This window comes from Acetobacter oryzifermentans, from assembly GCF_001628715.1.
Classification (GTDB): Bacteria; Pseudomonadota; Alphaproteobacteria; order Acetobacterales; family Acetobacteraceae; genus Acetobacter; species Acetobacter oryzifermentans.
In genome coordinates this window covers 15907-39553 of record NZ_CP011121.1, presented here as the reverse complement: position 1 = coordinate 39553, position 23647 = coordinate 15907, and the positions used below count along the sequence as shown (strand labels likewise).

General features: G+C 53.8%; 19 protein-coding genes, 5 pseudogenes and 2 other annotated features. Of the genes and pseudogenes, 6 read left to right on the top strand and 18 right to left on the bottom strand.

Features of this window, described 5'->3' with window-relative positions; all coding sequences use genetic code 11:
- Positions 1-3 precede the first annotated feature (3 nt).
- The 9 genes from WG31_RS13440 to WG31_RS13400 form a co-directional block, all read right to left on the bottom strand.
- Positions 4-1251 carry an MSMEG_0569 family flavin-dependent oxidoreductase gene (locus tag WG31_RS13440; RefSeq protein ID WP_035366434.1) on the bottom strand — a complete coding sequence of 416 codons (1248 nt, stop codon included), beginning with the start codon at positions 1249-1251 and terminating at the stop codon, positions 4-6.
- Positions 1252-1267: 16 nt separating this feature from the next.
- Positions 1268-1555, bottom strand: coding sequence for an MSMEG_0570 family nitrogen starvation response protein (locus tag WG31_RS13435; protein ID WP_020936672.1), 288 nt, complete (start codon positions 1553-1555; stop codon positions 1268-1270).
- A complete protein-coding gene (locus WG31_RS13430) occupies positions 1543-2721 on the bottom strand; it encodes an MSMEG_0565 family glycosyltransferase (protein ID WP_063355003.1) in 1179 nt (392 codons plus the stop codon). Before WG31_RS13430 ends, WG31_RS13435 begins: the two co-directional genes overlap by 13 nt.
- Positions 2718-3689, bottom strand: coding sequence for a sll0787 family AIR synthase-like protein (locus tag WG31_RS13425; protein ID WP_193561004.1), 972 nt, complete (start codon positions 3687-3689; stop codon positions 2718-2720). Before WG31_RS13425 ends, WG31_RS13430 begins: the two co-directional genes overlap by 4 nt.
- Complete coding sequence (locus WG31_RS13420; RefSeq protein WP_063355002.1) at positions 3686-4249, bottom strand: MSMEG_0567/Sll0786 family nitrogen starvation N-acetyltransferase; 564 nt, start codon at positions 4247-4249, stop codon at positions 3686-3688. The genes WG31_RS13425 and WG31_RS13420 overlap by 4 nt, the downstream gene beginning before the upstream one ends.
- On the bottom strand, positions 4246-5355 hold the full coding sequence (locus WG31_RS13415) for an MSMEG_0568 family radical SAM protein (protein ID WP_063355001.1): 1110 nt from the start codon (positions 5353-5355) through the stop codon (positions 4246-4248). The genes WG31_RS13420 and WG31_RS13415 overlap by 4 nt, the downstream gene beginning before the upstream one ends.
- Complete coding sequence (locus tag WG31_RS13410) at positions 5352-6326, bottom strand: Nit6803 family nitrilase (protein ID WP_063355000.1); 975 nt, start codon at positions 6324-6326, stop codon at positions 5352-5354. Before WG31_RS13410 ends, WG31_RS13415 begins: the two co-directional genes overlap by 4 nt.
- Positions 6327-6350: 24 nt before the next feature.
- Positions 6351-6833, bottom strand: coding sequence for an MSMEG_0572/Sll0783 family nitrogen starvation response protein (locus WG31_RS13405; protein WP_045543339.1), 483 nt, complete (start codon positions 6831-6833; stop codon positions 6351-6353).
- Positions 6834-7173: 340 nt separating this feature from the next.
- Positions 7174-8595 (bottom strand): aminotransferase-like domain-containing protein, encoded by a 1422-nt coding sequence (locus WG31_RS13400; protein WP_063354999.1) that lies wholly within the window; start codon positions 8593-8595, stop codon positions 7174-7176.
- A 435-nt stretch (positions 8596-9030) separates the two neighbouring features.
- On the opposite strand from WG31_RS13400, the gene WG31_RS13395 reads away from it, so the two are divergent.
- Positions 9031-9654: an alpha/beta hydrolase gene (locus WG31_RS13395; RefSeq protein ID WP_082823246.1), complete on the top strand. Its 624-nt coding sequence runs from the start codon at positions 9031-9033 to the stop codon at positions 9652-9654.
- Between the two features lie 3 nt (positions 9655-9657).
- On the opposite strand, the gene WG31_RS13390 is transcribed toward WG31_RS13395, so the two are convergent.
- Positions 9658-10536: a LysR substrate-binding domain-containing protein gene (locus tag WG31_RS13390; protein WP_012813226.1), complete on the bottom strand. Its 879-nt coding sequence runs from the start codon at positions 10534-10536 to the stop codon at positions 9658-9660.
- Between the two features lie 203 nt (positions 10537-10739).
- Here WG31_RS13390 and WG31_RS13385 point away from each other — a divergent pair, with 203 nt between their 5' ends.
- Positions 10740-12260, top strand: coding sequence for an MFS transporter (locus WG31_RS13385; RefSeq protein ID WP_063354997.1), 1521 nt, complete (start codon positions 10740-10742; stop codon positions 12258-12260).
- A gap of 94 nt (positions 12261-12354) precedes the next feature.
- Here the strand turns inward: WG31_RS13385 and WG31_RS13380 are convergent.
- From WG31_RS13380 to WG31_RS13355, 5 genes and pseudogenes are all read right to left on the bottom strand, one after another.
- Positions 12355-13565, bottom strand: a protein-coding gene (locus WG31_RS13380) for an IS3 family transposase (RefSeq protein WP_096884248.1) whose coding sequence is annotated in 2 segments (ribosomal slippage) — positions 12355-13280 and positions 13280-13565 — 1212 coding nt in all. Because the reading frame shifts where the segments join, the coding sequence is not laid out codon by codon here.
- Positions 13171-13287, bottom strand: a sequence feature (AL1L pseudoknot). It overlaps the preceding gene by 117 nt.
- 55 nt (positions 13566-13620) lie before the next feature.
- Positions 13621-13827: pseudogene (locus tag WG31_RS13370) on the bottom strand (transposase); the annotation flags it as partial.
- 100 nt (positions 13828-13927) lie between these two features.
- A pseudogene (locus WG31_RS13365) lies at positions 13928-14599 on the bottom strand (transposase); the annotation flags it as partial.
- Between the two features lie 131 nt (positions 14600-14730).
- A complete protein-coding gene (locus WG31_RS13360) occupies positions 14731-15933 on the bottom strand; it encodes an OprO/OprP family phosphate-selective porin (protein ID WP_006117547.1) in 1203 nt (400 codons plus the stop codon).
- Positions 15920-16219, bottom strand: coding sequence for a hypothetical protein (locus tag WG31_RS13355; protein ID WP_019088957.1), 300 nt, complete (start codon positions 16217-16219; stop codon positions 15920-15922). The genes WG31_RS13360 and WG31_RS13355 overlap by 14 nt, the downstream gene beginning before the upstream one ends.
- Before the next feature lie 139 nt (positions 16220-16358).
- Between WG31_RS13355 and WG31_RS15175 the strand changes: the two are divergent.
- Positions 16359-16703, top strand: a pseudogene (locus tag WG31_RS15175) (IS5/IS1182 family transposase); the annotation flags it as partial.
- 282 nt (positions 16704-16985) lie between these two features.
- Here WG31_RS15175 and WG31_RS13350 read toward each other — a convergent pair.
- Together WG31_RS13350 and WG31_RS13345 are read right to left on the bottom strand one after the other, a co-directional pair.
- Positions 16986-19208 (bottom strand): TonB-dependent receptor, encoded by a 2223-nt coding sequence (locus WG31_RS13350; protein ID WP_006117546.1) that lies wholly within the window; start codon positions 19206-19208, stop codon positions 16986-16988.
- A 76-nt stretch (positions 19209-19284) separates the two neighbouring features.
- The gene (locus tag WG31_RS13345; protein ID WP_006117545.1) at positions 19285-19815 is read right to left on the bottom strand and encodes a DUF2946 family protein; all 531 of its coding nucleotides are present in this window, start codon (positions 19813-19815) and stop codon (positions 19285-19287) included.
- 328 nt (positions 19816-20143) lie between these two features.
- Between WG31_RS13345 and WG31_RS13335 the strand changes: the two genes are divergently transcribed.
- Positions 20144-21136: a TonB family protein gene (locus tag WG31_RS13335; protein ID WP_039892090.1), complete on the top strand. Its 993-nt coding sequence runs from the start codon at positions 20144-20146 to the stop codon at positions 21134-21136.
- A gap of 243 nt (positions 21137-21379) precedes the next feature.
- A pseudogene (locus tag WG31_RS13330) lies at positions 21380-22048 on the top strand (IS5/IS1182 family transposase); the annotation flags it as partial.
- A 27-nt stretch (positions 22049-22075) separates the two neighbouring features.
- On the opposite strand, the gene WG31_RS13325 reads toward WG31_RS13330, so the two are convergent.
- Positions 22076-23286 (bottom strand): IS3 family transposase gene (locus WG31_RS13325; protein ID WP_088364821.1). Its coding sequence is split into 2 segments (ribosomal slippage): positions 22076-23001 and positions 23001-23286, totalling 1212 coding nucleotides; the frame shifts between segments, so codons are not numbered across the junction.
- Positions 22892-23008: a sequence feature (AL1L pseudoknot), on the bottom strand. It overlaps the preceding gene by 117 nt.
- Between WG31_RS13325 and WG31_RS13315 the strand changes: the two are divergent.
- Positions 23272-23577: pseudogene (locus WG31_RS13315) on the top strand (IS5/IS1182 family transposase); the annotation flags it as partial. The gene WG31_RS13325 and the pseudogene WG31_RS13315 sit on opposite strands and share 15 nt — an antisense overlap.
- Positions 23578-23647 lie beyond the last annotated feature (70 nt).

The window sequence follows — 23647 nt, the reverse complement described above, 5'->3', positions numbered from 1 at the left end:
CGATCAGGCTATGGGCACGTCTTTGCCGGTGATCTGGCTGGCCAGCCACGCAGCATCACGGGAAATGCCGGAAAACCGCCCGGAGCCCCATGTATGCAGCCATGGCAGACCAAGAAAATAAAAGCCCGGCGCATCCGTCACGCCCCGATGCCAGACCGGCTTGTTAGCACCGTTGAAGACGGGCACATCGATCCAGCGGTAGTTCGGACGGAAGCCGATGCACCAGACGATCGATGTGATTCCAGCGGCCTTCAGATCGAGCGGCGTGTTGCTTCCATCAGGCTGCCAGACAGGTACGTAAGGCGCTTCCGTCGGTGCATTGATGTTTTCGCGAGCAATATAGGCATCAATGGATTTCTTGATGTCTGCATTGGTCTTGTCCGCATCGTCGAGATGTTGCTTTAGATCTGGAAGAAAATGCGCAACCTCATCACGGATTGTCTCAAGCGTACCATGCAATCCTACCCCTTCTTTTGCAAAAAGACGCAGATCAAGGTCATGCCCCCCATTGCGGCCGGTGACATAATGGTTGGTCTTATCCCGCGCCCCTTCCCGTAAGGGGTGATTATCCACCGTCAGATCATAGAAGTGCATATCCGCCAGCCAGTCCACAACGTCACGGCCACGGTAAAAGCGTGAGACACGCGGGGCGGAGCCGACACACAGATGGACCTTGCGTTTTTCAAGGAACAGGTCCTCGACGATCTGTGCACCGGACTGACCGCTGCCCACGACCAGGACAGCCCCTTCAGGCAACTGGGCCGCATTGCGGTAATCCTGCGAGTGAACCTGAAAGATTGATGGATCGATAGCACTCGCATATCCGGGGATCACCGCATCCTGGTACGCTCCCGAGGCGATGACCACATGCTTTGTGTGCCAGGTCTCACCGCCCGCCACCACACGATAGCCACCGGCCTCATGACGTGTGATGGAGGTGACGGCTGTGTGTTCACGCAGCGGGGGATTGAACGAGTTAACAAAGCCTTTGACGTATTCAATGATTTCCTGCTTCACCATGAAGCCGTGTGGATCTTTTCCCTTGTATGGGTGGCCGGGAAGTTCACATTGCCAATTCGGTGTGACCAGGCAGAAGTTGTCCCAGCGCTCATCGTCCCATGAGTGACAGGCGGTCTTGGATTCAAAAACGATATGATCCACTTTTTCGCGACAGAGATACCAGCTCAGGGAGAGCCCAGCCTGTCCGCCGCCCACGATGATAACAGGAATGCTTTTTTCGTTCTGTGTCATGGTCGTTCTTTTCGTCTCAGTATCTGAAAGACAGGACGCGCACCTGCGCATCGGGTCGATTAAGGAAAGGCGCACTGCTCTGCTGAATGACGTGCAGCTGGCCAAGGGCGCGACTGCACGGAAAGCCGTAACGGGCACGAACCCGTTCGCTCGCCTGGGTCAGAGCCGTATCCGCCTTTTCAAGAAACTCCCGGACCGGATAATCCTGACCGGGTGTGAAGTGGTCCCTTATGACCAGCGATGGGGAGTAACAGTCGGTCTCGTTCCCATCGGGCCAACGCACGCGAAAGGTCATTTCGGGCATGGTGACAAAACTCCTGAAGCCGGGACGTCAGCGTGCTGTAATGCCGCGAGACGCCGATATGCGGGGAGATGCCGACTGGCGACGCTGTCCCAGTCGAAACGGCGGGCTGTTGCGGGGCCGCTGAGCCGGAAATGGTCACGGCTTTCGACGCGCAGGGCGTCGCGCAACGCCATGAACAAGGTGTCGGGGTGCGCCGGTTGGCACCACAGCGCATCCGTTGCCGAAAAATGTTCCGTGAAAGGTAGCGCGGCTGGCACCACCACGGGGATTCCACAAGCCAGGGCTTCCAGCGGGCACAGTCCGAACCCCTCGGTTACGGATGGATAGGCCAACACGTCCGCCTGCCGGTAGAATGAAGGCATGTCTTCATCAGCAACTGGCCCGGTGATGGTGACATGATCGGCCGCACCGCTTTCGCGCAGACGCTCCATGAATCGGGTGCGGTAGGCAGAATGATCCAGCAGCGAGGCCCCGCCTGCCACAATCAGATGCACATCAGGCTGTTCGCAACGAAGGGCCAGAAATGCGTCGAGCAAGTGCAGCGTGTTCTTGCGCTGCTCGATCCCGCCCACGGACAGGATCAGGTGCTGACCGGCAGGCAGATGATACCGCGCTCGCAACGCGGCATCGTGCGCGGTTGCTACGGGTGAAAAGCGCACGGGATCAACCCCGTTGCCCACGACCGGAGCTTCGCGGCCATGGTCGTTGCGCAGGACATCTTCCCACATTGTGCTGACGGTAAACAGTTCGGCCGCCGCCCTGATCCCCCGTTCCTGCCGCGCGGCAAGGACCGGGTGCGTGAAATGGTCAAGATGGTGGACCGTGCGGGCAAAGCCCGGTATCCGCCCTTCCCGCACCAGATCGGCCAAAGCATTGGCGCTGATCGGGTCCTGCGCATGCAGCACGTCAAAATGCTGTCCGCGCAATGCGTCTCTGATTTCGCCAATACGACGCTCCACCAGTGTCGGCAGATCAGTTACAGACGCGGCTGGGATGCACCAGGTTGCGCAACGGGGTTTGCGGAAGAAACCCGATCCTGTCACGTCCGGTGCGATCAGCGTTGCATCGTGGCCCGCGTCACACAGAGTTTCCGCTAGCGCCATGCCGTGCACCACGCCGCCACGCGGATTGGTCGAATGGGTCAGAATGCCAATGGACAGACTCATGGCGCAAATCCCATGAGTGAGGACCGGGCGAGATCCCAGAAGGTTTCTTTCTCGTCCGCCCATATGACATCCAGCCGCTGCGTGCTCTCACACCGCCCGATGACAGAAGCAGCAATGCCACGTCCACAAAACCGGGCTATGATCGCGTGGGCATCTTTGGGACGCGCCGTCAGCAGGTATCCGTAGCTTGGGAATGCAGACAGCCAGCGCTCCATCGGAGCATCCTCAGGCCGTGGAATGTCATCGAGCGTAATGGTCATGCCGATGCCTGAACATTCGGCCAGCATGAGAGCGGTCCCCAGCAGACCGGCCATGCTGATGTCCTTGGCAGCACGGCTCAGGCCATCTTCGGCAATAGTGGGCAGAAGTTCGATGTCCCCACGCAACCGGGCCGCTCCCTCTGTGCCGCATAGCCCGGAACTGGCATCCCAGAACGGGTGCGGATCGTGCCAGCGACCGCGCAGATCAATGGCAACGATCAGCACCTCGCCCGGTTGGGCGTCGAAGCTGGTTAGCAGATGACGGGCACGACCAAGGATTGCCACTGAGAGCGAATTATGGGTACTGCGCATGTTGGTGTGTCCACCAACAACCGGCACACCGTAGGTGTTCGCACCGTCATGGAGACCCGTCAGGATGGACGCGGCCGCCTCGGACGTATCGCTCCACAACGCATCCACCACCGCCACGGGACGGCCGCCCATCGCAGCGATGTCGCTGACATTGACCATCGCGCCGCAATACCCGGCAAACCACGGCATTGAGCGGACAAAGCTGTCCTGAAAGCCCTCGCTGGCCAGCAGGAGATAGCCATCGCTATCCGGGATCGCGGCGCAGTCATCGCCAAGACGGACAGCTTTGGCACCTGTCCCTAAAATCGCGCTAACTTCTGCAATATCCTGCTTAGCCGCAAGAGAGCGCCCCATACGAAGCGTGCGCAGGAGTGTGGTGAGCTCATGTGCCATCATGCCACCTGTCGTATCCGGGGTTGCGGACGCAGCAGCCAGGTCTGATCGAGACCGTGCGCCGGATAGCGTGACAGATCAGCCTCCATGTCGTGATGCGGCAGGCCATGCAGCGTAATGACGCTGAGACTTTTCCAGTGCAAGCGACGAAAGAACAGCACATTCTGTTCCTGCACCTGGGCCAAAAACCGTGTAGCCCCCAGACCGTGTGCCGTACTGACGGCCATGCGGATGAGTTCCGCCCCGATCCGCCCCAGCTTGCGGTGATCAGCATGCACGGCCAACCGGGAACCGCGCCACACACCGGGCTCTGCTTCGTGAATGCGCACTGCCCCCACGATCCGGTCCGGCATCCCCGCCATGCAGCAGGCGGCAATGATGGGAATGGCGTCCTCATCAATCGCGTCGCGGTCATCCTCTGCAAAAACATGCTGTTCACTGCAGAACACTTCACGGCGGAGCGCATGATAACCGGCACGCTCCCATGGCGTGCGGGCAAGGCGCACAACATATTCCGTCGGAATGAACGGCCGGTCTTCCATACCTTCGAGGATCGTGCTCATTGTTCGTACGCCGAAAGCGAGGAACAGGCGCCACAACGTCCACACCCGGCCCGGATATCGGTGGATTTCATGTTCGCTTCCCGGAGCATCCGCCCAAGCGGTGCCAGCACGGATTTCATAAACTCGGCTGAAGGCGGGACATGATTTTCCAGTGGGGTGCCGGAAATGGGCACAAACGGCACCACGAAGGGATAGACCCCCAGCGCAATCAGACGCTCGGCGAGAGCCAGAATGTCCTCGGGGCTGTCGCCAAGACCGGCCAGAATGTAGGTATTGACCTGCCCACGACCGAAGATCGGCACGGCGCTGGCGAAAGCGTCCATGTAGCGATCGACGCTGACCGTGGCCTTGCCCGGCATGATCTTCTCACGCACTGCCTGCGTGGCGGCTTCGAGATGCATACCCAGACTATCGGCTCCAGTTTCCCGCAAACGCTGGAACCAGCCGTGATCACGTGGCGGCTCGCACTGAACCTGAAGCGGCAGATCCACCGCCGCCTTGATGGCACGGGCTGACTCCGCCAGCACGGCAGCACCCCGATCAACCACATTGGGCGTGCCGGTCGTCAGCACCATGTCGCGCACGCCGTCCAGTTCCACAGCAGCTTTGGCAACTTCGGCAAGCTGCGCCGGTGTCTTGTAAGCAATCGTCCGGTCCGCCTCCAGCGATTGGCCAATGGCGCAAAACTGGCAGGATGTGCGCCGGTCGGCATAGCGGATGCAGGTCTGGTGCACCGTGGTCGCCAGCGTGTCACGGCCATGCAGTAGCGCGATCTTCCAGTAGGGAATACCGTCTGCCGTGCTCAGCCCGTAAAAGCGCGGGGCAGCCGGGAAATAGATCGTACCTACTGCCCGCCCATCGCGTAGCAGCATGCTCGTCCCGTGCTGGTCTGGCGGGCTGGCCTGAAACGGTGAATGCTGCGCGCCAGACGTATAGACCGGAACCATGACGGTCTGGCCCGCAATGGTGATCGTCTTGTGATCCGAAGGACCAGCGCCTCCCTTGCGGGCAATGCCGCCAGTCTGCTCGCCGATCTGCAGTCCGAAGGACTGGAGATCGGTAACGAGCTTGCGACCAGAAAGTGTACCGAGCGTCGGAATGGTCATGACGCAGCCTCATCTGTAGATGTGGAAACCGGATCGGCTTCACCAACGTAATGAACGGTACGGGCAGGCCGCCGATCCTGAAGCAGACTAAGCAGTTCAGGCCGTGCATAATGCCCTACAGAGTCCATCATCCGCTTGCGCTTGGTGATAAGAGCGAAATCAAGATCGGCAATCACCATCCCCTCACCTTCCGTCAAAGGCGGGGCCAGAAGCTTACCTTCGGGAGAGACGATGGCGGTAAAGCAGCCTCCTCGCAGCGGCCCTTCAAGTGCAGGGTCTCGCGCAATATCCTTGATCTGATCTTCCGTCAGCCAACCCGTGGCATTCACAACGAAACAGCCGGATTCCAGAGCGTGATGACGGATGGTGACTTCCATCTGATCGGCGAAGATCTGCCCCACCAGTGAACCGGGAAACTGGGCGCAGTGGATTTCTTCATGTTGGGTCATCAGCGCGTAGCGCGCCAAGGGATTGTAATGCTCCCAGCAAGCCAATGCCCCGATGCGGCCAGCGGCACTTTCCACCACTTTGAGCCCTGACCCGTCACCCTGCCCCCAGATCATGCGCTCATGATAAGTTGGGGTGATCTTGCGACGTTTGAGAAGGATCTCACCTGTCGCGTCGAAGACGATCTGCGTGTTATAGAGTGTGCCAAAATCCCGCTCATTCACGCCCAGCACGACGACCATGCCGGTATCACGTGCGGTTTCGGCCACCATGTCCGTCACCGGACCAGGAATGATGACGGCGCGTTCATAAAGTTCCAGATGTTCGCCGCCGAAACGGAAAGCTGGCTGGATGAACGAGAAATAGGGGTAATAGGGCACGAAGGTTTCAGGAAAGACCGCCAGCTTCACACCTTTTTCGGCGGCTTCACGGATGGCCTGACAGACTTTCCGGGCTGTCCCCAAACCGTCATCGCCGAGGACGGGACTGATCTGGATGGCAGCAGCGCGAACGATACGTGACATGGCTTGCGGTCCTTCCTTTGGCCTTTAGAGAGTCCAGGTATTGAGGATGAAAGCGTTGTCACGACGCGCAAGGAGGATAATGTCGAGCACATCTTGCGGATTGATCGGCGTGATGCCTGGGATCAGGTTCTGCTCACCGTATCCGTAGAGCGCCTGAAGCGCGAAACGGCAGGCATAGACTTTGCCGCCCTCTTCAATAATTTTTGCAATCTGCTTGTTGCAGTTCATGTGCCCTGGAAAGGCTTCATCACCCAGACGTGGGAAACCGCGCTGCACGCCAAGAGTAACACCTGGTCCGTACAGCAGAACGGATGTTTCAAAGCCTTTGCGGATTAGACGTGTGGCCTGAAGCAGATTTACAAACCCAACCGAACCTTCATTGGCGACGGTATGAAAAGTAATAAGAGCTTTTTCGCCTGGTTTGGCTTTGACGTCTTCAAAAACCTTGTTTTCATAATTAACGAAGCAATCACCATCCTGATATGGTGCATGTTCGACTTTTGGCATGATATCTCTCCCGTGTGATGCGATCTCCAGCCAGAAACCGGAACTGACCGCTGTGCCGAAGTGAACGTGACACGGGATAACCAAATGACAAAATATTGTATGTACTTAGAAATAAGTACAAATAAAACAAGTTTAACAGTTTATTGTCTTACAAAGGCATACAGAAACATACAAAAATAATATTCAAGACATACAATTCCAAATGACGCGCATAACTATATGTTTTATCGTCATTTTTTAATCACGCATTCGTGAATGATGCACTTTTTTGTTTTTCGGACATTCAGGCGAGACTCAACGAAATCAAATGAGTCCGTTGAGTCCCAAACCCAAAACCATGTCATACAATATCGGCGAAACCGGGAGAACGCTTATGCTGAAGAACGGACACCACACCATTTAAAGATTCTTCAAGACTTGCTGCATCTGGTGCGCTGCCAAGCGCGATGCGCGCGCGCTGTGGTGGCTCACCACTAATTGTAAAAACTGTGCTGGGGACCAGAGCAAGACCACGTCGGCGTGCATAAGCGACAAAGTCCGCACTGCCCCACCAATCAGGCAATTTCAGCCAGACATGTGGACCGTTCGGATTCATGCAGTGTCCTTCCCCTAAACAGTGTCCTTCCCCTAAAACCTTTCGCGCAATGGATTGCCGCAGGCGAAGTTCTTTGCGGATGGCATGAAGAATCGTTTCCGCTTGCCCCGTTTGCATCCACCGCGCAGTAAGCGCGCTCAATAAACCTGCATTTGTCAGAGCGATCGCCCGAATGGCAGCTGTCACACGCCGGGTCATATCTGCATTCGGCAAGGCGACGTAGGCTGTGCGCAGGCCTGGGCTCAATGTTTTGGCAAGCGTAGCAATATAACTGACCCGACTATGATCCAGAGCTGCCAACGCTGGCAGTGGCTCATCCATCAACAGGCTGTAAGGATCGTCTTCGGCAATGTGCAAATGATGACGCTGCGCCACTGCGAGAATATCCTTGCGCCTTTGCAGTGACATTGTCGCTGTGGTGGGATTATGAATGGTGGGAATACAGTAGAGTAGTCGTGGATGATGTTGCGAACACACTCGGTCTAGCTGATCTGGCATCATGCCTTCAGCATCACTGTCTACACCAACCAGAATAAGATCAAATTGCGCTGCAATGGTTCGGATCCCTGGGTAGGCAATACGGTCCGTTACAATCACGTCTCCTGGTTGGGTATGCGTGCTGACAATTGCTGCTAATGCGCTTTGCGCACCGGGAGAAACCAGAACTTCTTCTATGCGCCGATGACCGATAACAGGTGCTATCCATTTTGCGCCAAGCTGACGCTCCTCAATAGTGCCCCCAGTTACCCTGTAGGACATGAGACTATTCAAATCCTGCTGCTTCAAGATAGCGGAGATATCACTCTGAATAATACGCTGGAGCGGTGGATCCTGAGGAATAGGCGGCAGATTCATGGTAAGATCAACCACCGCAGGTCCGGTATGGCGCCAATGGCTTTCACCGGCACCGACGCGCACAAAGGTTCCCCGCCCTACGGTTGCATCAATGAGACCACGACGCCTTGCCTCGGTAAATGCACGCGTTACAGTTGTCAGGTTGGTACCAAGATAATCTGCAATCGTTCTTTGCGGGGGAAGTTTATCCCCTTCCCGCAAATCACCTCTCCGGATGGAAAGAGCCAAGGCATCAGCAAGTGTCAGGTAAATGGCATTCGGGCTTTGACTGATTTCTTCTTTCCAGTGAGCCAGATAAGGATAGGCTGACATGCGTGGCGGCTTCCATATATTCGACAAGATTGTATTGCACTACATCCCATACAATCCATGCAATGCATAGCGCAGCCGCTTATCTGTGAGAACAATTGTCTCCACATTACTACGATTTAACTCATAGCATTGTGCACAACACGCAAGTTCAGACTTTATTGCCTTGTGGCAAATCTGTTTTAGAACAAGTAAGAAAAATGAAGAAACTTATTCCGTTGTGGCTGAGCAATGCTTGAATATTTATATGTCTTTTTAGTATCAATTATTTTTTTAATAATACCTTGCACGACAGCTTATGCTCGTCCTGAGCAGTCACACTCTGTCAGCACCATACGTTCTGATATAAATGAACAGGTTTACAGCATACCTTTTAAAGGAGGTGGTTACGTAAGAGTGCTCTTTTGCATCCCGGCAACCCACCGAGGAACAATCATCATGTTTCCTGGCGGTTCTGGTGATATTGGCCTTGGGAAAAATGGCGTAATCCGACACGATCATAACTTTGTTGTCAGAACACGCCGGCTATGGAACAGACAAGGCTACGCAGTCATTATTCCAGATACAATCAATCATATTAATCTAAGAGGACAGCGCAGTTCCGCGACCTATGCAGGACTGATCCAAAGTATCATTGCTTTTGCACATGAAGAGGCAATAGTGCCTGTGTTTCTTTTTGGAACCAGCCAAGGCGCAATCGCTGCCGTAAACGGTACCGCGCATGCAGCTTCAGGAACTATTGCAGGTGTCGTGCTCAGTGAATCTGTATCAGTCATGGGAGGCAGCAAGGAAACTGTTTTTAGTGCAACCCCGCAAAAAGTGACAGTACCTGTTCTTATTGTGGCCAACCAAGATGATCGATGCGATGTCGCACCGCCTCAAGCCGCCCAACAGATTGCTTCCGGCATGACAGCAAGCCCTGAAGTGCGCGTGTTCATGGTTTCTGGTGGAATAACAAAATCAAAAAAGAATTGTGGCTCCTTAACACCTCATGGGTATTTTGGCATTGAAAATGATGTCGTCGACAAAGTCAGTGCGTGGCTGGATGCCAAATCCCGATAATCTTCAGGCTATTGTTGTTTGAATCTGAGAAATCAGATGACGTACGGCTGGTGCAACCTCATCTGAGCGAAAAATGGCGGCAATTTCTGAAACGATTGGTTCTCCCACAATATCGCGGAAAACAACGCCCGGCAAATTGACGACACTTCGTAAAGCACTGGGAATAACCGAAATACCATTGCCAATTGAGACCTGTGTCAACACAGCCAGTAAGCTCCCTGGCGTAGAAACAATACGGGGCGTAAATCCACCTCGACTTGCGACCTGAAATGTGCCGAAAGCCTGCTCGGGCAATATAAAAGATGCGTTGGCAATTTCGTGCGGCGTAACCGGGCCTTCCGACTTTTCTTCGACACCAGGAATCACGGAAAGTGCCAGGCAAAAGTGATCGCGGATCAATACATGGTGACTCAATAGCTGTGGCATCGCCATAGGCAGCCTTACAAAACCGATATCTACGTCACCGTCCGCAACCAACTGAGGCAGTTTATCCATGGGGAATTCACGTACTTTTAAAAGCACGTCTGGATAATTCTGCGTAAATTGGTTCATCTGGTCTTGCAGTATCCCCGTATAAGCAGCTGACGCAACATAACCAATCTCTATCCGACCCAATTCACCGCGCCCAGCACGACGACCGGCGTTCTCCGCTGTTGCAAATTGTTTGAGCACGCGCCGTGCTTCGGAAAGGAAAACCTCTCCCGCAGATGTAAGCGTCACAGAACGCTTTGTTCGGTTGAGAAGTTGAGCTGATAATGTGCGCTCAATTTCCTGTATCTGCACAGTCAGAGTGGGCGGGGAAATATTCAGCCGTTCTGCCGCCCGTGTAAAATGAAGTTCTTCCGCCAAGACCACAAAATAGCGGAGATGTCTCAGTTCCATTCCTCTATCCCCCTCCCCGCATTATTAGGCAAAACCTAATAATAACGAAAATAACCACCAATGACGAGAACCAAGGCATGACCTAGCGTTACAGACTAATGCGCTCTGCAACGGAACATCGCCATGACACAACTCTTTCAAGCCAATCATGATGAACTGATTATCGGAACTTCTAATGCTATCGTGAAGCGATGGGGACCTCGATGACATCCTCGCGCGTAACCAATCCGTTATTTGTCCTTCTGGCGGCTTCAACTGGCTGTGCCTTGACTGTGCTTGATACCAATGTGGTGGCAATCATCCTGCCAACCATTGCTCGCGAGTTTCGTGCAAGTTTCGCGGATATTGAATGGGTTATCAGCACATATGTTCTGTGCTTCGCATCTCTCCTGTTGCCCGCTGGAGCCATTGCAGATCGGTATGGACGCCGTCGCATCTATCTGATTGGAATTACGACATTTGCCCTTACCTCGTTGTTTTGCGGAGCCGCCCCATCTGCCACAGCACTATATCTGGCCCGTGCTTTACAGGGCGTAAGTGCTGCATTTTTGTTAGCACCTGCTTTAGCGATCATCGGACATACGTTTCATAATCCAGATGAACGGAACCGCGCATGGGCCATTTGGGGAAGTATCATGGGCCTTACCATGGTTCTTGCTCCTATTATTGGTGGTATTATTGCCTATGCGCTCGGTTGGCGGTGGGCGTTTTATATCAATATTCCAATCTGCGTCCTACTTGCTGGCGCAGTCTTTATTCTGGTCAAAGAATCACGTGATACTGATGCCCGAAGACTGGACCCGGTCGGGATTATATTTTTCGCTGCATTCATGTTCGGTCTGACGTGGGGAATGATTAACGGTCAGGCAAGCGGTTGGACCTCATGGAACGCCCTGAATGGTTTTATTGGAGGAAGTATCTCCTTAGGCATTTTCATAGCATCTGAACGTGCCCAATCACGTCCGATGTTAGATCTTGGCCTATTCTCCAATCCCCGTTTTCTGGGAGCTGTCTGGGCGATGTTTGCTTATGCAGCATCCGCTCAGGTTATGGCCTCAATGCTTCCGCTATTTCTCCAAAACGGCTTAGGCCGCTCAGCACTTCAGGCCGGCTTCGCCATGTTGCCTTTTGCCCTGGCAATGTTGATTTTCCCACATATTGGACGTCTTCTGGAACGCCATATCTCTTCGAGCGGTATTCTAGCCGGTGGTCTGTCATGCGTCGCCATTGGCAATGGAATAACAGCATGGGGAGCATATGTCGGATCATGGATCATTGTTATGGCTGGCATGGTCGTCATTGGAAGTGGGGGCGGCCTTCTCAATGGGGAAACACAAAAAGCTATCATGAGTGTTGTGCCAAAAGAACGATCTGGCATGGCGTCAGGGATCAGTACGACTTCACGATTTTCCGGGATTTTGCTTGGTTTTGCCATGCTTAGCGGCATACTCGCAACAATGGTAAGGAAATGGGTTGCCGCCTTTGGATGTGGCACTGGTTGCCATCATCCATCAGACTTCGCCGATGCCATCGTTGCCGGTGATCTACCCAGTGCTATTTCCGGTTTAGAGGGTTCCAATCAAGAAATCGCCATTCAGCATGCACATCATGCTTTCTCTTATGGTTTTGCCGTAGCACTTCTTGTGGCATCAATTTTCGCATTAGGATCATCAATTACTGTCTTTACACTGATGCATTCAAAGATGAAACAGAATATAACCTAAGTAAATAATAAATACTTAATGTGTAATGATAGATATTTTGCAGATTCTCTAGAGTGAATTGCCCCGGGTTTTGTGGAGACGTTTTTTATCTGATTTAAGCGGCTAATGCATGTGATTTCTGTTGTGCATAAAAGCGTGCCTCAGCTTCTGCTGGCGGGATGTTTCCAATGGAGGACAGGAGCCGCCGATTATTGAACCAGTCGACCCATTTAAGTGTTGCCAGTTCAACAGCTTCCCTGTTTTTCCATGGCCCCTGCCGATAGATGAGTTCGGTTTTGTAAAGTCCGTTAATGGTCTCTGCCAAGGCGTTATCATAGGAATCCCCAACACTGCCGACAGAAGCAACGAGCCCCGCTTCAGCCAGTCTTTGCGTGTAGCGAATGGACACATATTGACAGCCGCGGTCGGAATGGTGGGTCACTTTTCCCTCAGGCTGCCTCTGGCACAGAGCCTGCTCAAGGGCATCCAGTACGAAGTCGGTATGAGCCGTTGAGGAGACACGCCAACCCACAATAACCCGTGCAAAGACGTCAATGATGAAGGCCACATAAACAAAGCCCTGCCAAGTGGAAACATACGTGAAATCCGAAACCCACAGTCTGTTGGGGGCAGGAGCATGAAACTGGCGCTGCACCAGATCCTGCGGACACGGACGTTGCGGATCAGGCCGTGTGGTTCTGACCCCCTTGCCACGAATGACGCCTTTCAGCCCCATCCGGCGCATCAGCCGCTCTACCGTGCAGCGGGCGACATCCACGCCTTCACGTCTGAGCTGATGCCAGACCTTGCGCGCTCCATAGACGCAGAAATTATTATTCCACACTCTACGGATGTCATCGCACAGTTCTTTGTCTTTCTGGCTGCGCACACACGGATTTTTCTGTCTGGCAACAGTTGCATAATAGGCAGATGGTGCAATCGACAGAACCCTGCAGATTGACCCGACACCATATGTCTGCCGGTGCTCCTCAATGAAGCGTGTCATGGCTTGAAGATGCGGTCGAGCTCCGCCTGGGCAAAATATGCCGACGCCTTACGCAGGATTTCATTGGCCTGCCGCAATTCGCGGTTCTCTCGCTCCAGTTGCCTGATCTTCTCTCGATCAGGCAGGTCACTCACCGCAGGCGCATTGGCACGTTCATGCAGACGGGTCCATTTTGACAGCGTGTCAGGATGAATATCCAGCTTTGGCGCTATCATCATCACTGCAGACCACCGCGAAGGATGGTTCTTCTCTTCCTCCAGAACCATGCGGGCTGCACGGTCACGAAACTCAGGCGGAAAACGCTTCGATTTATTGCTCATGAATTCTTCTTACCTCACGGGTCTTTCTGTCTCCACAAAACCCGGGGCAATTCACTTCAACCCGGTATTCCACAAAGGCAGGATGCCGCTTATCGCGAAAACAGGCAGCAAAGCGGCGGCTGAGACCCAGAATGTCATCAGCCTGCTTCACCAGAATGACGCCCCCATCCGAACTCATGCGACCCCCGTCAAAACGGGCCACAACACGCCGTCCACAGGAGGCTGGAAACTCATACGCGCCTGCGCTACACTCTGTCTGCATCGGGTTTTCTTGATGATTATGGAAATTTCTTTTGTGCAAAACAGACTTTTTCATAATCTAACCCGATGTACAACCCTTCTGTGAGATTTCCGCGTCGAAACTTTCGATCGATAGAAACATGTGATTTGTAACCAAAGAACGGAATGGCGAGGTCCGTGGCCGGGAGCGTCCCGTCCTCCTGCCGCTTTGCCTTCGTGAACTTCAGCGTCCAGCGGGCGTGCCTGTCCTTGTGGGACAGCTTTGCCGGCTTGTCCTGCCAGTCCTGTGGGATCCGCCCTTCACGAAGATCCTCTTTCTCCCCGTTGGTATTGCGCTGCTTTGGCGCTGCCACCAGCGTGGCATCCAGGATCTGGCCGGACATCGGCAGATACCCAGCGTTACGCAGGGTGGCGTCAAAGCGCTCGAACAACTGCTGGATGGCGCCTGCCTCGGTCAGACGCTCACGAAATAACCAGATCGTTTTGGCATCCGGAACGCGGTCCGAAAGCCCCAGACCAAGAAAGCGCATGAAAGAGAGACGGTCATTGATCAGATACTCTGTCCGTTCATCAGACAAATTGTTCAACGTCTGGATGACTAGGATTTTGAACATCAGCACCGGATCAAACGGCGGACGGCCGCCTTTGCTCCTGTCTGAATAGGCCAGAGCCTGCTCCAGATCAGGGCGGAACGCCTCAAAATCCACAGTCCGGGAAAATGCTTCAAGTTGGTCACCAAGCCCACTCAACCGAGCAAGCCGCTCTTCAACATCAAAAAAACCAGACTGTTTCATGAGCCATCCCCCCAATCATCACACAAAAGAGGGAATCACAGAGAGAGACCTAAAACCAGAGAGTTTTTCGAACCCTCCAGCTTCACTACCTGCCCCCTATAACCATTTACACAACAAATACTTAAGTTTAATTAAAAATACACTTGGAACATTGATAAAATACTATCAAAATTATGATAATTTTCTTTTTCGTAATATTTTGTGTGTGAATAATCCAAAGAAATTCGTATGATATCCAAGGGATACCAATTTATATTTACGCTCCATATATTTTGCTTGCCCCCAGATACATCACTATTTTCTAAATCCATTTGAGAAAACCTTGTCGCCAGTTCTATGACTCCCATGGCATGGCAGAGGGTAGAGACTTTCTGATCACATGATGGAGAAGCAAAACTTGCAGATGTGGGTTTCCATGCTCGCGGCTTTCCAACCAATGTATATGCCGCAGTAATATACCATCCATAAAAATTTTGACGGTTTATTCTAGAGTTTTTATTTTCATTAACAATTAAATTATAGTATTCGCTACTTATTAATAGTTTCTTCCATGCAACAGCTCCCTCTAAACCAAAAGCACCAGAGCTCTTTGCTGGAATATTACCTGTCTTTATATATTTATCATTTAATCCATCGTCGTTTTCAGGTGTATCTGAAAATGATACACCTTCTTCCATAGAATTTTTATGAGACGGTCGAAAAACCCACTCACCTGATATACCTACATGCATAAGGAATTCTTGGGTATGTATCGGTAGAATCACAGATCTAAAAACAATTGCTCTTTGATTACCGTCTTTTCCCGGGCCAGCTGTCCCAGCCGTTCCAGAAATGGCTAAATGATAGTAATTTCCGTAAAATAACGCTTGCACTGCCTGACGATTTGCACCGGCGGCAAGTCCACGGGTAATTGTTGCAACGCTTGCCCGTTCAGGAAAAATGCTATCACCTCTGGACTGCATTGATGACAGTCCAAAACTCGGATTGAACACTCCGACAGAAAATTGAAAATGTTTCAAACCAGTATAGCTGGCAGCACCTTCGAATAGACGCATTTGTCCACCGGGAGCCGCCCCAAAGTCCCAAATGGCACCGATCTTGACCTGATTAGCTATATTAATTCTTACCCCGTTACGGATATGAGGGCCACTAGCAGATGGAGAAGAGTGCTGATTGCCATGTATATTACTACCCACCTCGAGTTGATCTTGTGCAAAAGGGTGGATAATAACTTTCCCTACAACGATATCTTTAACAGTTTTGGCAAAAGCATCGGAGTCAGAAAAATTCGAAACAATCAAAATACAGAAAATAAACTTTTTATTTTCCCACATAATTTTTCATATACTTCATATCATTTTCTTGTGGAACCGAGTTTACCAATATGTTTTTTTCTGTAAGATCAAGAAATCTTTTAGTTCCGGAACGAACAATAGATAAACCAATATTAACAAAATCTTTTTGTTTCCAAGGCTTTTCTTTTCCTAAAGACAAACATACAGCATAAGCTGCGCCAGCTAAGTATAAATCTAATTCTTGTACATTACGATTTTCTTCAAAACATAATTGTCCGATTTGTTCTCCAACATACTCAGGATCAAATCTGACTCGTAATGACATGACGTAAGACCCTTACTTGTTTCCATATGTGCACATTATCTAACGTGTTTTTGTTACAAAAAGGCATCTTAAATTACAAATATTTTTTATGTTATTATAATACATGATTTGCGCAAATATTTTTGGGCAGAATTTTTCTGACAGGAGTATACCCGCAACATATCTGGCCATCCCATTCTTTGGTTATAAATCGTATCATTCAAAAGCCAATGAAGACTTCATAGATAAAGAGGGTTTCGTCTCGAAGGTTCCCAGGAAGAAGCCGCGCCCCAACCCATGACTCCGTCATATTCAGCGATCCGATGCAGGCAAGTCCGTGATCTGATCACGCGTTGAGCATGTCTTTGCAGATCAGAAATCACAGACCGGACTATTCATCCGAACTGTCGGTATCATACGGGCCACCATGAGGATCGGGCTGACCAATATCATCTACAATATGCGACGTTTCCTCTTTCTGGAACGGGTCAGTGCCACAGCATAGCAGTCCAGAGCAGGAAGCCTTCTCCTTGCTCAAAACGCAGATCAGATGCCATCGCAGAAATCATCAATCAGTATGCCAAAACTCGAAAAATACCAGCCAACCTTACCAAAATAAGAGTTCTTCGAACCCTCCATCTGATTGCACAGACCACACCGGTGCCAGCGTCCTCATAATATCAGGTCTTAAGTTGAACTGGAACCGGGGAGGTGCGTAACCGCCATAAAGGCACTTTCACTCTCTGCCTGTAGGCTCTCTTTCTGCGCAGGCAGAGAATGTATGGTCTTAAAACGTGGCGGAAAGGCTTATATTGAAGGAGCGACCCATGCCCGGCAGAGCACGAGTGGTGCCAATATAGCGTGTATCGCCCAGAGAGAGACCACCCAGCGGCAGATAGTAGGGCTGGTTGAGCACGTTATCAATTCCGGCATCCAGCGTTAGCATCTTCCACGTGTAGCTGCCGCCAAGGTTCAGCAGGGCGTAGCCTGCAGTGCGGGGTTCGCCACGTAGCCAGTCCACCGTGTCCTTGGGTTTGACAAAGTTCATCTCCACCCGGCCTGTCCAGTGTCCCACCGTTTCATGCACCGCCACCGTACCGTTAAGCGGCATCATGTGGTACAGGCCGGAATGCGTGACCTCATCCTGCCCACGCACCCAGTTGAGCACACCGGTGACTTCACCCTTGCCATATTGCGCCGTGTCCCACAACGTGTAATGGCCAGAGGCGTTAATGCCGTAGGTCTGAGCGTTGTGATTGGCAAATTGCAGCAGATGGTGCCCGTTGGAGAAGGTGCTCAACTGCACCACGTTGATGTAATTGCGCACGTAGCTGTAATAGGGCTGCACCGTCAGGCCCCATCTGTTGGCGGCAGTGGGGTCATGCCAGTCCAGCGTCACGCTGGCCGTGTTAGCGATTTCTGACTTCAGATCCACGTTGCCCACATAGCCGTTACCATCGCCAAACCAGCCGATCATGCTGGAAGACATGGTGCCACGGCCCCACGCATAGCGTTCATACAGGTTGGGCGCGCGGGATTTACGGGCGTAGCCGCCTTCCAGCGTAAAGCTGTCTGTTACCTTCCAGCGGGCCATGGCGGTGACATCAAAGTTCACATCCGTCCGCTCCCGGTTGCGGGCGTTGAAGGCGCGGGCCGCCATGGCATCCGTCATGTTCATCATGCCGGTCCATGAATAGGGAGCTACGTTTCCCGTGTTCATCATGATCAGATCATTGCGGAACCCCAGCAAGGTGGAAACGCGGGGCGTCCAGTGGGCTTCCCACTCGGCGTAATGGCCCAGCCGATCGCGGTGGCCGTTATTGATGTTGTGGTAGGTATCTGGCCCCATCATCATGCTACCTTGCAGCGGGGGCCACCAGTCATTCAACCCCACATGGTCAAACCCGCTGCCCAGTTTGAGCGTGTGGAAACGCCCCAGCGGTATGGTGGCCTTGAGCGAATAACCCGCCAGACGGGAGTCATTGTTCATGGGCATGCCGGTGGTGGCGGAATGGCCGCCCTTGTCCGCCAGCATGTCCATGGCGTGGGTAATGCGCTGCCAGTAGCCACGGGCTTCAAACGTGCCCCAGTCAAATGATCCGGTATATTTGCCGTTTACAAAGGTGGAGCGGTTGTTGGTCATGTCCATATACTGGTTGGCAAAGCCCTCACGCGGGGTATCCTGCTGCCCCACGGTAATGGCCACCAGATGGTTGCCCTTGTGCAGGCCCACCGTTACGGCGTGATTATAGGTCAGGTAATTGGTGGAGTGCACGGTGCCCATGCCCGCACCCCCCCGATAATTGCCAGACTGATCATAAGAACCCGTATAGCGGATGCTGAGCAGATGATTGGCAACCGTGACGGAACCGGAAGCCCCGTAGGCCCCGCCATTGCTGCGGTAGGTACCGCGCACCCGGCCTGTCACAAGAATTTTTCCCTTGCGGGCAAAGCGCGGGTCTGCCCGTTCCACATCAATGGTGCCGCCCAGACTGTCGCCCCCGCTGCTGACAGGGGTCAGGCCCGCAATGCTGGTGGCAGTCTGCACGCTGTCCGGATCAATGTAGGAGAGGGCGGGATTCATGTGGTTGGGGCAGGCGGGAGAGATGCGCACGCCATCCACAATAGTGGCGACGCGATCATCCGCCATGCCGTTCAGCACGGGCAGATTGGCCAGCCGCCCGCCGCCGTAGGAACTGAACCCCGGCTGGTTACGGAACAGCGAGGACACATCCGGGCTGGAAAGCCGGGACATGCGCTGTGAGCTAGCATCGGGCGAGGACGCGGTCAGCGGGGCATCGGAGAGGGAGGTTTCTTCTTCCTCATCCGTTGAGATATCCAGCCGGGGCAAGGTGACAACGGAACTGCCAGAGGCCGTGTTGCTTTGTCTGGCACTACCCTGTGCAGCCGTTGTTTGCGCCTGCGCGGCGGATATGGTGGGGGCCGCGTACACCGCGGCAATAACCCACGCCCACGTCGGCACGCGGCGTGGGTTGATAAGTGTAATCATGAGAACAATCCTGAAAACAAAGCGTACAGAACTCTTTTCCGGTTATGGGGCCGGAAAGGCGTGAAGAGGCTTTGGTTCAGGCAGGAGGCCCACATGAGGGGGGCAGACCAAGCAAAACGCTCGGCGGTGCGCGTGGGGTGGAGGCATGACTGCCACGCCGCATCCACCGCAGAACGGGTGGGGGCACCAGCATTACGGCCATGGGAAGCGCCGCTGGTAGCGAGAGCAGCGGACAGAGTGGACACCCATCCGCCCTATGGTGATGGCCGGAATGCGACTGGGTGGATTTACCCGCCATGGCCGCAGCCATGTGGTGGGCACGACCTACCGCACTTTCTGGTGAGGTAAGGCCCGAACCCTTCTGCCTTGTGTGAGACGATGTAGAGCCAGAGAACACTGCACCAGCGGGCGTTGCATCCAAAACGTCATCGGGGACGGAGAGGGAAGCGGCAATATCCATGCCCAGAAGGCGGACTATGGTGGTGCGGGGCAGTTCATCCGGTTGCGCAAAGCTCTGAAGGGCAAGCAGGCCGAGAAAGCCCACCAGTGTCACCACCACCAGCGGCCATTTCAGCAGTGTATGCAAAGAGTGGGAGGGGCGAGCCATCAGAGCAGCCTGAACTCCTGTCTGTGCGGGCCATGGTAGGATGGCCCAAAAATGGGGTGGGGCTTTGCTTTATTTGTCTATTGGGGGCTTTGTGTCAAACGTGTGACTGCCGCGAAAGTAATCTTTCTGATTGAAGGCAACGGCCAGAGGTATAAAACTACGGAAAAAGCCCACACAGACCACGCAGAAAACGGGCGGAAAACAGGCAGGCACGCGTGTAAGGCGGCATGAGTGGCAAGGAGTCGCAGCCGTTTGGGCGCTTGGGTGTATCTGCCTTGCGTTGTGGGTATGGGCGGTTCAGGACCAAAGGACAAAGGAACGCGGACGGGTGAAACCGCACGGCAGACTGGGGCAGGATGACGGTGCATTAACGCCAGACGTGCGTGCGCCGGAAATCTGTCCTCCTCTGGCACCGCCGGAGGGGGCCGTGTTCTCTGCTCGCCAGAGCCGGACCAGCCGGGTGTGGAGTCTGGCTCTTCTGGCGGCAGTGGCGGGGCACGGGGTGATTACAGCCTGCCTGCTGGTGACATTGCACCCCAGACATCCGCCTGAAGCACCGGGGCAGAAAGCTGTGGAGATGGTGTTTGAATCTCCGGCCAGCAGGCCCGCCAGCACCGCGAACCCCGCTTCTGTGACCCCGCCGCAGGAACCGCAATCTGTTCCCGCTCCATCTCCTGAGCAAGCAGAACCGCTCAGTGTGCCTCCTGCGGCTAACCTCACTCATGCCGCGCAGCCCCCTGAGATGACGCTGCCAGATGAGGCGCTTGCCTCCCCGCTGGAAGCGCCAGTCACGCCAGCGGATGCACCACCCGTACCGCCCATGACCGATATCTTGCCGCCTGCGAGTGTGCCCGCGCCTGTTGCCGCGCAGAAGGCCGCTTCCGCACATGAGCACCGGCCTTCGGCTCCGTCTTCTCCAATGCTCCACAAGGCGGCTGTGCCACCTCCACCCAAGGCCAGTCCGACTTCGCATTCTCCAGAGGGAGCGACACCTCCTGCGGCTCAGGGCTCTGCTGCTGTGCAATCGGCGGCGGCATCGGTGGCGCATGTGGCCAAAGGGAGCGGGGCGCGCACGCTTACCTGCACCCCACCGCAGACGCATTATCCCCCCATGGCCCGGCATCTGCACGAAGAAGGAGAAGGCGTGGTGGAGGTCACTCTGGCAGCAGACGGGGGTATTGCCGCCACCCGACTGGTACAGAGTACCGGCTATGATGATCTGGATGCACAGGCGCTGGCCGCTGCCCGTGGGTTGCACTGTGCCGCACCGGCGTCCGCCCCCATGGTGGGGCGGATTCCGGTGGGGTTTCATATTCGTTAGCGTAGAAAATAAAGTTTTTTTACTGCTATGTGCCGTGTTTGATACATTGAGCCCCCATCCCTGTGCAGTATAATGCCCCCGATTTCGATCAGGGGCGGCAGGCTCATGGTGTACACATTCTCATACGCGCAGCGGCATCAGTATGCAGACGCATATAACAAGATGGAGGGTTCGAAAAACCCTTTGTCTCTGAGCTGTTCTGTGTGATTCCATTTCTTCGGCGTTGATTGGGGATGGTGGAAGATGAAGCAGCCTGGTTTCTTTGATGTTGAAGAGCGCCTTGCTCGGCTGAGCGGGCTTGGCGATCAGCTGGAGGCCTTTTCCCGGACTGTGGATTTTGAGGTGTTCCGCCCTGATCTGGAGCTGGCTCTGGCCTATTCGGACGGAAGTAAAGGCGGACGTCCGCCGTTTGATCCGGTGCTGATGTTCAAAATTCTGGTCATCCAGACGTTGAACAATTTGTCTGATGAACGGACAGAGTATCTGATCAACAACCGCCTGTCGTTCATGCGCTTTCTGGGATTGGGGCTGTCGGACCGCGTGCCGGATGCCAAAACGGTCTGGCTGTTTCGTGAGCGTTTGACACAGGCGGGTGCCATTGAAAGGCTGTTTGACCGATTTGACGCGACCCTGCGGAACGCCGGTTATCTCCCGATGTCCGGCCAGATCCTGGATGCAACACTGGTGGCTGCTCCAAAGCAGCGCAATACGAACGCTGAGAAAGCGGATCTCCGGGCAGGACGTATTCCAGAAGACTGGCAGGACAAGCCCGCAAAGATGTCGCATAAGGATCGTCATGCACGATGGACACTTAAGTTCACGAAGGCGAAGCGGCAGGACGATGGAACCATACCGTCGAGCGATCTCGCCATCCCGTTCTTTGGCTACAAATCCCACGTTGAATTGCCCCGGGTTTTGTGGAGACGTTTTTTATCTGATTTAAGCGGCTAATGCATGTGATTTCTGTTGTGCATAAAAGCGTGCCTCAGCTTCTGCTGGCGGGATGTTTCCAATGGAGGACAGGAGCCGCCGATTATTGAACCAGTCGACCCATTTAAGTGTTGCCAGTTCAACAGCTTCCCTGTTTTTCCATGGCCCCTGCCGATAGATGAGTTCGGTTTTGTAAAGTCCGTTAATGGTCTCTGCCAAGGCGTTATCATAGGAATCCCCAACACTGCCGACAGAAGCAACGAGCCCCGCTTCAGCCAGTCTTTGCGTGTAGCGAATGGACACATATTGACAGCCGCGGTCGGAATGGTGGGTCACTTTTCCCTCAGGCTGCCTCTGGCACAGAGCCTGCTCAAGGGCATCCAGTACGAAGTCGGTATGAGCCGTTGAGGAGACACGCCAACCCACAATAACCCGTGCAAAGACGTCAATGATGAAGGCCACATAAACAAAGCCCTGCCAAGTGGAAACATACGTGAAATCCGAAACCCACAGTCTGTTGGGGGCAGGAGCATGAAACTGGCGCTGCACCAGATCCTGCGGACACGGACGTTGCGGATCAGGCCGTGTGGTTCTGACCCCCTTGCCACGAATGACGCCTTTCAGCCCCATCCGGCGCATCAGCCGCTCTACCGTGCAGCGGGCGACATCCACGCCTTCACGTTTGAGCTGATGCCAGACCTTGCGCGCTCCATAGACGCAGAAATTATTATTCCACACTCTACGGATGTCATCGCACAGTTCTTTGTCTTTCTGGCTGCGCACACACGGATTTTTCTGTCTGGCAACAGTTGCATAATAGGCAGATGGTGCAATCGACAGAACCCTGCAGATTGACCCGACAACATATGTCTGCCGGTGCTCCTCAATGAAGCGTGTCATGGCTTGAAGATGCGGTCGAGCTCCGCCTGGGCAAAATATGCCGACGCCTTACGCAGGATTTCATTGGCCTGCCGCAATTCGCGGTTCTCTCGCTCCAGTTGCCTGATCTTCTCTCGATCAGGCAGGTCACTCACCGCAGGCGCATTGGCACGTTCATGCAGACGGGTCCATTTTGACAGCGTGTCAGGATGAATATCCAGCTTTGGCGCTATCATCATCACCGCGGACCACCGCGAAGGATGGTTCTTCTCTTCCTCCAGAACCATGCGGGCTGCACGTTCACGAAACTCAGGCGGAAAACGCTTCGATTTGGTGCTCATGAATCCTTCTTACCTCTCGGGTCGTTCTGTCTCCACAAAACCCGGGGCAATTCAGTTCACAGAAAAAAGCCGCATCTCAAGCCTATGCCCCGACATATCCAGAAATCGAATGCTGGAAAGTCCGTGATCCGATCACGCGTCGAGCACGTCTTTGCCGACCAGAAATCACAGACGGGGTTGTTCATCCGAACTGTCGGTATCACCCGGGCCACCATGAGGATCGGGCTGGCCAATATCGTCTACAACATGCGCCGCTTCCTCTTCCTCGAAAGGTTGAACGCGAGCGCGTAGTCATCCAGCGGGACGGCAGTCCCCGATCTGCTCAAAACGCAGATCAAAAGCTACCCCAAAAACCGTCAAT